This window comes from Shewanella sp. SG44-6 (assembly GCF_014164185.1).
GTDB classification, from domain to species: domain Bacteria; phylum Pseudomonadota; class Gammaproteobacteria; order Enterobacterales; family Shewanellaceae; genus Shewanella; species Shewanella vesiculosa.
On the sequence record NZ_JACJER010000169.1, the window covers coordinates 1 to 8177 of the forward strand.

The 8177-nt window shown below is 45.5% G+C and carries 9 protein-coding genes; 5 read left to right on the forward strand and 4 right to left on the reverse strand.

The genetic code is table 11. The annotated features are described in order from the left end of the window. The first annotated feature begins 275 nt into the window (after nucleotides 1-275). The 4 genes from H5185_RS19900 to H5185_RS19915 are packed head-to-tail and all read left to right on the forward strand — an operon-like array spanning nucleotide 276 to nucleotide 2136. Nucleotides 276-584: a helix-turn-helix transcriptional regulator gene (locus H5185_RS19900; RefSeq protein WP_182742960.1), complete on the forward strand. Its 309-nt coding sequence runs from the start codon at nucleotides 276-278 to the stop codon at nucleotides 582-584. Between the two features lie 60 nt (nucleotides 585-644). Continuing rightward, nucleotides 645-887, forward strand: a complete 243-nt coding sequence (locus H5185_RS19905; RefSeq protein ID WP_182742961.1) for a thioredoxin family protein — start codon at nucleotides 645-647, stop codon at nucleotides 885-887. Nucleotides 888-905: 18 nt separating this feature from the next. Further along, complete coding sequence (locus H5185_RS19910; RefSeq protein WP_182742962.1) at nucleotides 906-1439, forward strand: nitrophenyl compound nitroreductase subunit ArsF family protein; 534 nt, start codon at nucleotides 906-908, stop codon at nucleotides 1437-1439. Continuing rightward, the gene (locus H5185_RS19915) at nucleotides 1432-2136 is read left to right on the forward strand and encodes an aromatic aminobenezylarsenical efflux permease ArsG family transporter (protein ID WP_182742963.1); all 705 of its coding nucleotides are present in this window, start codon (nucleotides 1432-1434) and stop codon (nucleotides 2134-2136) included. The genes H5185_RS19910 and H5185_RS19915 overlap by 8 nt, the downstream gene beginning before the upstream one ends. 79 nt (nucleotides 2137-2215) lie before the next feature. On the opposite strand, the gene arsC is transcribed toward H5185_RS19915, so the two are convergent. The 4 genes from arsC to arsD form a co-directional block, all read right to left on the reverse strand. After that, on the reverse strand, nucleotides 2216-2653 hold the full coding sequence (gene arsC / locus H5185_RS19920) for a glutaredoxin-dependent arsenate reductase (protein ID WP_182742968.1): 438 nt from the start codon (nucleotides 2651-2653) through the stop codon (nucleotides 2216-2218). 87 nt (nucleotides 2654-2740) lie between these two features. Next, a complete protein-coding gene (locus tag H5185_RS19925; RefSeq protein WP_182742964.1) occupies nucleotides 2741-4024 on the reverse strand; it encodes an arsenic transporter in 1284 nt (427 codons plus the stop codon). Nucleotides 4025-4088: 64 nt separating this feature from the next. Continuing rightward, nucleotides 4089-5861, reverse strand: a complete 1773-nt coding sequence (gene arsA / locus H5185_RS19930) for an arsenical pump-driving ATPase (protein WP_182742965.1) — start codon at nucleotides 5859-5861, stop codon at nucleotides 4089-4091. Nucleotides 5862-5895: 34 nt separating this feature from the next. After that, nucleotides 5896-6258: an arsenite efflux transporter metallochaperone ArsD gene (gene arsD / locus H5185_RS19935; protein ID WP_182742966.1), complete on the reverse strand. Its 363-nt coding sequence runs from the start codon at nucleotides 6256-6258 to the stop codon at nucleotides 5896-5898. A gap of 372 nt (nucleotides 6259-6630) precedes the next feature. On the opposite strand from arsD, the gene H5185_RS19940 reads away from it, so the two are divergent. Further along, nucleotides 6631-8177 (forward strand): molybdopterin-dependent oxidoreductase (locus H5185_RS19940; RefSeq protein ID WP_182742967.1); only part of this gene is annotated, 1547 nt, incomplete at its 3' end.

Here is an 8177-nt window from a genome sequence, read left to right on the forward strand (position 1 = left end):
TGCCCCAAAGCAATTCAGCGTAGTTTCTTCTTGATTGTAAGTTACGCAGATTTAGCATTACTTTTTCTTATACTTCAACTACACAGATTAAGAGTGATTATCGAGTGGTTCAATAGTTATCTATTGTAGTGATCTGATATTCTTGATTAGGATCTTCAGGTCATTTAAAAAATAAATGTCTAGCACATAACTTCGTTTACCTACATTATTTTAACGCTGATTATTTTATACTGACGACTGTTCCATTCGCTGAACCGTCGTGGAAATTTATAAAAATGAAACAAAGAATTATAGTAAAAGCCAATATTTTCAAAGCACTGGGGCATCCAACGCGATTATGGATGGTAGAGCAACTTACACAGGGTGAAAAATGTGTATGTGAATTTGTTGAGGGCGTTGATGTTGATTTTTCCACAATTTCTAAGCACTTATCCGTTTTGCGCCATGCTGGAATTGTGGATATGGAAAAACGAGGTAAGCAGATTTTTTATCGTCTTACCATGCCATGCTTACTGACATCGTTACATTGCATTGATGGTTTATTAGATCTACAAATTCAGAAGCAGATCGCATTAATTGAGTAGTTTCAGACCTATCATTTGGTTAAATGGTAAAATAACAAAGTAACCAAATAAGGCTCAATTATGGATATTAAAATTCTCGGTACGGGTTGTACAAAGTGTCAAAAATTGGCAGAGGCTACTAAAGCCGCGGCGCAGGCACTTCATCTTGATTACCAGCTATCTAAAGTGACTGATATTGAAAAAATTATGGCCTACAACGTAATGTCAACACCGGCGTTGGTGGTAGACGAGCAAATAATTCTAACGGGACGACTTGCCAGTGTTGATGAGCTCATGACCTTGCTTAAAGCCCATACAGCTTAGTGGCATAAAGGAGTCGGCATGAACGCTAAAAAAATTGTCCGCTACCTGCTGCTCACTGTGGTTTGTGTAGGCTTAGGGTTGGTTGGGTATCAGCAATTTGGCACGATAACCGCTGCTAAAACTAATAATGCGGATATCGCTGCCAGCGTGTCACCTCAATTAAAAGATGGGCTGAATGTTTATTATTTTCATGGTAATCAGCGCTGTACAACCTGTGTCCGCATGGAAAAATTCACACAGTCTACTGTGATGAATCAGTTTTTCAAGCAAGTGCGCGATGGTGAAATGCAGTTAAATTTGGTGAATGTCGATTTGCCTGAAAACCAGCATTACATCGATGATTATCAGTTGGTATTTCGTACCGTGGTGATTGCTAATACCCACAATGGCGTGGATACAGATTGGCGACGGTTAGACCGTGTGTGGGAGTTGGCCAACAACGAGCTGGCATTCAGCCAATATTTGACTGAAGAGATTAACGCGATGGTTAATCAGACTAATGCTAATCAAGCCTTAGTCGTGCCATCTGCCAAGGTGCCCACCCATGGATGAGTGGGCAGTTATGCTGTTGTCGGCCTTTTGGTTTGGCATTTTAACGTCTATCAGCCCGTGCCCATTAGCGACTAATGTAGCGGCAATTTCTTATATCAGTAAAGGCATACAATCCCCATATCGAGTATTTGCTACAGGGCTTGCCTACACTATTGGACGCATGCTCAGTTACTTGGTGCTCGGCGTAGTACTCTTGGGGAGTTTACTCTCTACGGTGACGGTATCGGTGTTGCTCCAGAAATACATGAACCTGTTACTTGGGCCTATCTTAATATTGGTGGGGATGTTTTTACTGGAGTTACTGACATTACGCTTACCAGGTAGTGGTGTCTTATTCGAGAAGTTAAAAGCCAAAATTAACCCTCAAGGATATGTAGGCGCTTTACTACTGGGGATTTTATTTGCGTTGTCATTTTGTCCGACTTCTGCAGCTCTCTTCTTTGGCTCGCTGCTACCGCTTGCACTAGAGTCACAATCGAGTATTGCCCTGCCAGCGATTTATGGGTTAGCCACTGGTCTACCGGTTTTAGTCTTTGCGATCCTATTAGGGATTAGCGCCAATCGCGTTGCGAAAGCTTATAACCACATATTGGCGTTTGAGCACTGGGCCAGAAAAATCACTGGCGTGGTATTTATCATCATTGGTGGATATTACGCTTGGGTGAATATTTTCAGTCCATTTATTGGCGAAAATTAAAGGCTATAACTGTATTGCATGTTTGTAAATCAGGCCTCGAGGTATGAGATTACCCGAGGCCAGAGCTTGTTTTGAAAATCTAACTATTTTTTACTCTCAGCCCATTGGCATCAATAACCACTTCACCGTCTTCCTTGGTAAAAGCACCTAATTGGGGATTTGGCAAAATATCTAAAACACTTTCTGATGGACGGCACAGACACGTACCCAATGGCGTAACGACGATGGGACGATTAATCAGGATTGGGTGCTCGAGCATAAAATCGATTAATTCACTGTCACTAAACTTATCTTCACTTAAGCCTAATACGGTAAAGGGCTCAACATTTTGCCGCAGTAAACTGCGCACCGAAATACCCATCTCCGCAATCAGTTGCAGCAGAGTTTGTCGGCTCGGTGGCGTCTCAAGGTAGAGGATTATAGTCGGTTCAACCCCTGAATTGCGGATAAGGCCTAAAGTGTTGCGCGATGTGCCACAGGCTGGATTGTGGTAAATCTTAATGCTGTCATCAATCATATTAGTCATAACATGTCTCTGATAAATAATCGCTTATAAATTTATTCATAGGCACTAAACAGATGCTCTAGTGCCCATGTACGAAGATTAGAAGGAGAGGCGCAGCGCCAGTGCCGCTAGGGTGACAAATAGCACAGGTAGCGTCATTACTATGCCGACGCGGAAATAATAACCCCAGGTAATATTAATATTTTTCTGTGCCAGTACATGCAGCCATAGCAGGGTTGCTAAACTGCCGATGGGGGTGATTTTAGGGCCTAAATCGCTACCAATTACGTTCGCATAGATCATGGCTTCTTTAATCACGCCGGTCGCATTGCTACCGTCTATCGAGAGGGCGCCAATTAACACCGTTGGCATGTTGTTCATGATGGACGATAAAAACGCGACCAAGAAGCCCGTGCCCATAGTGGCAGCCCAAAGCCCTTGTTCAGCCAAACTATTTAATACGCTTGATAGGTAATCGGTTAAGCCTGCGTTGCGAAGACCATAAACAACCAAATACATGCCTAATGAAAAGATCACTATCTGCCATGGCGCGCCGCGCAGTACCTTAGTGGTATCTATGGCATGGCCTTTTTTCGCGACAACAAACAGGATCAGGGCACCTACGGCAGCGACTAAACTCACGGGCACACCGAGCGGTTCTAAGCCAAAAAAGCCCACCAAGAGTAAGACTAATACGCCCCAACCGGTTTTAAAGGTGTTGAGGTCGCGAATGGCGGCCTTAGGTTCACGTAGTTTTTGCAAGTCGTAGGTCGCGGGAATATCTTTGCGGAAAAACAGATGCAGCATGACTAAGGTGGCACTAATAGCGGCAATATCGACGGGCACCATCACAGAGGCGTATTCGTTAAAACCTATGTTGAAGAAGTCTGCTGAAACAATATTGACTAGGTTAGAGACAATTAACGGCAAACTTGCGGTATCGGCAATAAAACCCGCCGCCATCACAAAGGCTAAGGTTGCTCCGGCGCTAAAGCCCAGAGCCAGTAACATCGCAATCACTATGGGGGTGAGGATCAGCGCCGCGCCATCATTGGCGAATAAGGCGGCAACAGTCGCGCCGAGTAACACTATGTAAGTAAAGAGTAAACGGCCACGGCCTTTGCCCCAACGGGCCACATGCAGCGCGGCCCATTCGAAAAATCCCGATTCATCCAATAATAAACTGATGATGATCACGGCAATAAAGGTGGCGGTCGCATTCCAGACAATATTCCATACCACAGGAATATCCCCTAAGTGCACCACACCCAGTAGTAGAGCCAATACGGCGCCCAAGGTGGCACTCCAACCTATACCTAATCCCTTAGGCTGCCAAATTACTAACACTATGGTGAGTACAAAAATTGCCCCAGCTAACCACATACAAGCTCCTAAAAGGGCAGATACCGTCTACCCGTAACCATAAAATAATGCCCATAAGGATACATTAATGCTGTTTTGCCAGTAGGCTTAATCGCGTAATACCAATGGGTTCTTCTTGCTGCAATGGGATTAATGCTAACCGAGAGGCCAAGCCCTGTTGCACTTTCTCTATTTGCACCAGTTCATGGCGAGCGCGTACTTTTAATAATGGCGAGGTCGTTCTGGCAACGGCGAGGCTGTTATTGATAAGCCATGCCCAAGGTTCAATCCCTGCGCGGCGCAAATCTTCCTGCAAATTCGCGGCTTCGAGCACAGGGGTAGTTTCGGGCAAAGTGACCAATAATACCTTAGTGCGCTCTTTGTCTTGCAACTGCATCATTGGCGTTGAATAGTGAGTTGTTTCCCCCATACGTTTAGCGACTTCACGGTGATAGGCGCCGGTAGCGTCAAGCAGCAATAAGGTATGCCCCGTTGGCGCGGTATCCATTACCACAAAGCGTTTCCCCGCCTCGCGGATAATGCGCGAAAAGGCTTGGAATACGGCAATTTCTTCAGTGCATGGCGAACGTAAATCTTCTTCTAACAAGGCTTTACCTTGGGCATCTAACGCTTTGCCCTTCGTTGCTAACACCTGTTCACGGTAGCGAGTGGTGACTTCGACGGGATCGATTCTGCTGACTTGCAAATTCGCCAATTGACCATGCAGCGTTTGTTCTAGATGCGCGGCAGGATCTGAGGTGGTCAAATGCACATCTAAGCCAAGCTCTGCCAATCTGACCGCAATGGCGGCGGCCAGCGTAGTTTTCCCGACACCACCTTTGCCCATGAGCATGATAAGGCCATGGTCCTGCTGCGCGATTTCACTGATTAAACTATCCAGTGTTGGCACTTGGGGCAGACTGTCTTGCTTACATTGGTCTTGCTCATCAATTGCGGGTAAATCAATGTATTCTGCAGGCATAAAGAGTTGGCGTAATGGCGCAACGCCTACCAGGTTCATCGATTGAAGTATCAGCGTTTCGTGAGGTAATGCCGTGAGAATGGGGGATAAATTGGTGAGCACCGCTTGTTCACGTTGATAGAGTGCAGAGGCAAGGGGATCATTGAGTGCCGCGCCTTCGGGCAATACGCCGTTAATCACCAGATATTGATTCTTAAGGCCCACTTGGCGCAATTCTTGGTGAGTGCGCTCCACTTCTATCAGGGTGGATTGCTGTGGACGCGCAACTAAGATCAAGCGTGTTTTGTTGGGATCGGCCAGTGCTGCTAATGCTTGCGAGTAGCGTTCCGCCTGTTTTTCGAGGCCCGCTAATGGGCCAAGACAGGAAGCGCCCTCGGGGTTAGTCTCGATAAAGCTGCTCCAAGCCCCTGGGAGTTGTAACAGCCTAATCGTATGCCCCGTTGGTGCGGTATCAAAAATAATATGATCGAAATCTTGCAGTAGCGATGCATCGGTTAACAAACCGGTGAATTCATCGAAGGCGGCAATTTCAGTGGTACAGGCACCAGAGAGTTGTTCTTCAATACTGCGAACTACATCTGGCGGTAATAGGCCTTTGACGGGATCCACAATACGGGCGCGGTATTGCTCTGCAGCTGCTTGAGGATCAATTTCCAGTGCCGTTAGTCCCGCAACGCTGTCTATTGGCGTGAGTTTATTACCGATGGTTTGTCCGAAAACTTGGCCTACATTGGATGCGGGATCGGTACTGACCAACAACACCCGCTTACCACTGTCAGCTAAGGTAATTGCTGTCGCGCAGGATAGCGATGTTTTACCGACACCGCCTTTACCGGTAAAGAAGAGGAATGCGGGCGGATTCTGAATAAATTTCATTAGATTATCCTTGGTGTTTCCAAACGTGAGTTGACTAACAGCAAGAGGTTTTGCCACTGCAACAAGGAGCGATATTTTTCGCAGGTTCTGCGATATCGATCTTCGCCCAACGGGAAAGTTCCTGCCGACTTGGATAACGGCCCGCTAATATCATTTCACCATTTAAGAGAATAAGCGGTAGGGATTCTGTACCAGATGTTTCTAAAAAGCGTCTGACAAGGGCGTTTTCGGCAAAGGCCATGGGCTGTTGGGATAAATTAAAGCGATCTACTGTAATGCCTTGTTGTTTTAACCATTGGCAATCGGCGGCAAAGGTGACGAGTGCTTGGTCAACGTCAGTGCCACACACGCCAGAGCTGCAACATAAAGCGGGATCGAATATCGAAAATTGAGTCATAACTTTTTCCCCATAAAATGGATTCAGGTTTGAAAGCGAAGGCAATAAAAGTGGGTGTTGGTGCCCTAAAAACCACTTAAAATGCATATATGGATTTTCATATATACTATACGCTTGAAAAAATGGAGTCAAACACTCAAAAGATATTCACTGCTAAAATCCACAAATTCGAATATTGAGCACCTTGGTATATCAGAAAAATGTGACATAACTTCAGTTTACGGTTCTAAGTCACAGTTCTTGATATTTTCAACTTGGTTTCACAATTGTAAATTTCAGTAAAGTGTAGATGTTTGTAAATTGATCTAAATCGCAGTTATATACCCCAAAAGATATATATTAAATTCCATACCCTTATTAGGAGTGTGGAAAATGAAGAAAGAGAATCAATTCAACTTGGGACGGCGCCAGCTGCTCAAGTCAACTGCGGCAGGTACTGTACTCACTGGGATTGGCGGAGCTTTATCCTTTACCCCTATCCTAGAAGGTATTGCCGCCGAATTACCTGCGCCTTTGCGTAGAACTGGCACCGGAGAGTGGTTAGCGACGACCTGCCAAGGCTGTACTTCATGGTGTGCTAAACAGATTTATGTGATGGATGGCCGTGCATTGAAAGTGAGGGGTAACCCAAACTCTGGCGTCCACGGTATGTCCAGTTGCCCTCGTCAGCACCTAAGCTTAGAGCAAGTGTACGATCCCGATAGATTGCGTACACCAATGATGCGAACTAACCCTAAAAAGGGCCGCGATCAGGATCCTCAATTTGTCCCTATTACTTGGGATAAAGCGCTGGATATGTTAGCGGATAAAATCATTGCTTTACGCGAAGCTAATGAGCCCCATAAATACGCGCTCCTTCGTGGTCGATATTCACATATCACTGATTTGCTTTATAAAAAGATGACCAATTTGATTGGTTCTCCTAATAATATTTCACATAGTTCAGTGTGTGCTGAAGCCCATAAAATGGGACCGTATTATCTAGATGGTAACTGGGGATATAACCAGTACGATATTAAAAATGCTAAATTTATTTTGTCATTTGGCGCCGATCCCATTGCGAGTAACCGTCAAGTCTCCTTTTATTCGCAGACATGGGGTGATTCCCTCGATCAGGCTACAGTCGTCGTAGTCGACCCAAGGCTTTCTGCTTCGGCGGCGAAAGCCCATAAATGGATCCCGATTGAACCTGGTCAAGACAGTGTGCTGGCCCTAGCCATTGCCCATGTCGCCTTGGTTGAAGGTGTATGGCATAAGCCCTTTGTTGGTGATTTTATTGAGGGTAAGAACCTGTTTAAAGCGGGTAAAACCGTCAGTATCGAGAGCTTTAAAGAAACCCATACCTACGGTTTAGTTGAGTGGTGGAACCAAGCTCTTAAAGACTATACGCCAGAATGGGCTAGTAAAATTACTGGTATAGACCCTAAAACCATTATTGCCATTGCTAAAGATATGGGGGCGGCGGCACCTGCGGTGCAAGTATGGACTTCCCGTGGCGCAGTGATGCAAGCCCGCGGAACATATACTTCGATTTCTTGCCATGCCTTAAATGGCTTATTTGGTGGTATCGATAGTAAAGGGGGGTTATTCCCAGGTAACAAAACGCCACTCCTGAAAGAATATCCAGAGGCAAAAGCCTATATGGATGAGATTGCTGCTAAAGGTGTCAAAAAAGAAAAAATTGACCAACGTGGTCGTTTAGCATTCCCTGTCATTGCTAAAGGTAAGCCTGGAGGTGGGGTGATCACGGGTAACGTCCCTAATGGCATGCTAGCTGCTGATCCTTACGAAATTAAAGTGATTTTAGCTTATTTTAATAACTTCAACTTTTCCAATCCTGAAGGGAAACGTTGGGATGAAGCCTTAAGCAAAGTCGACTTCATGGCCCATGTGACCACCAACGTGTCCGAATTCAGTTG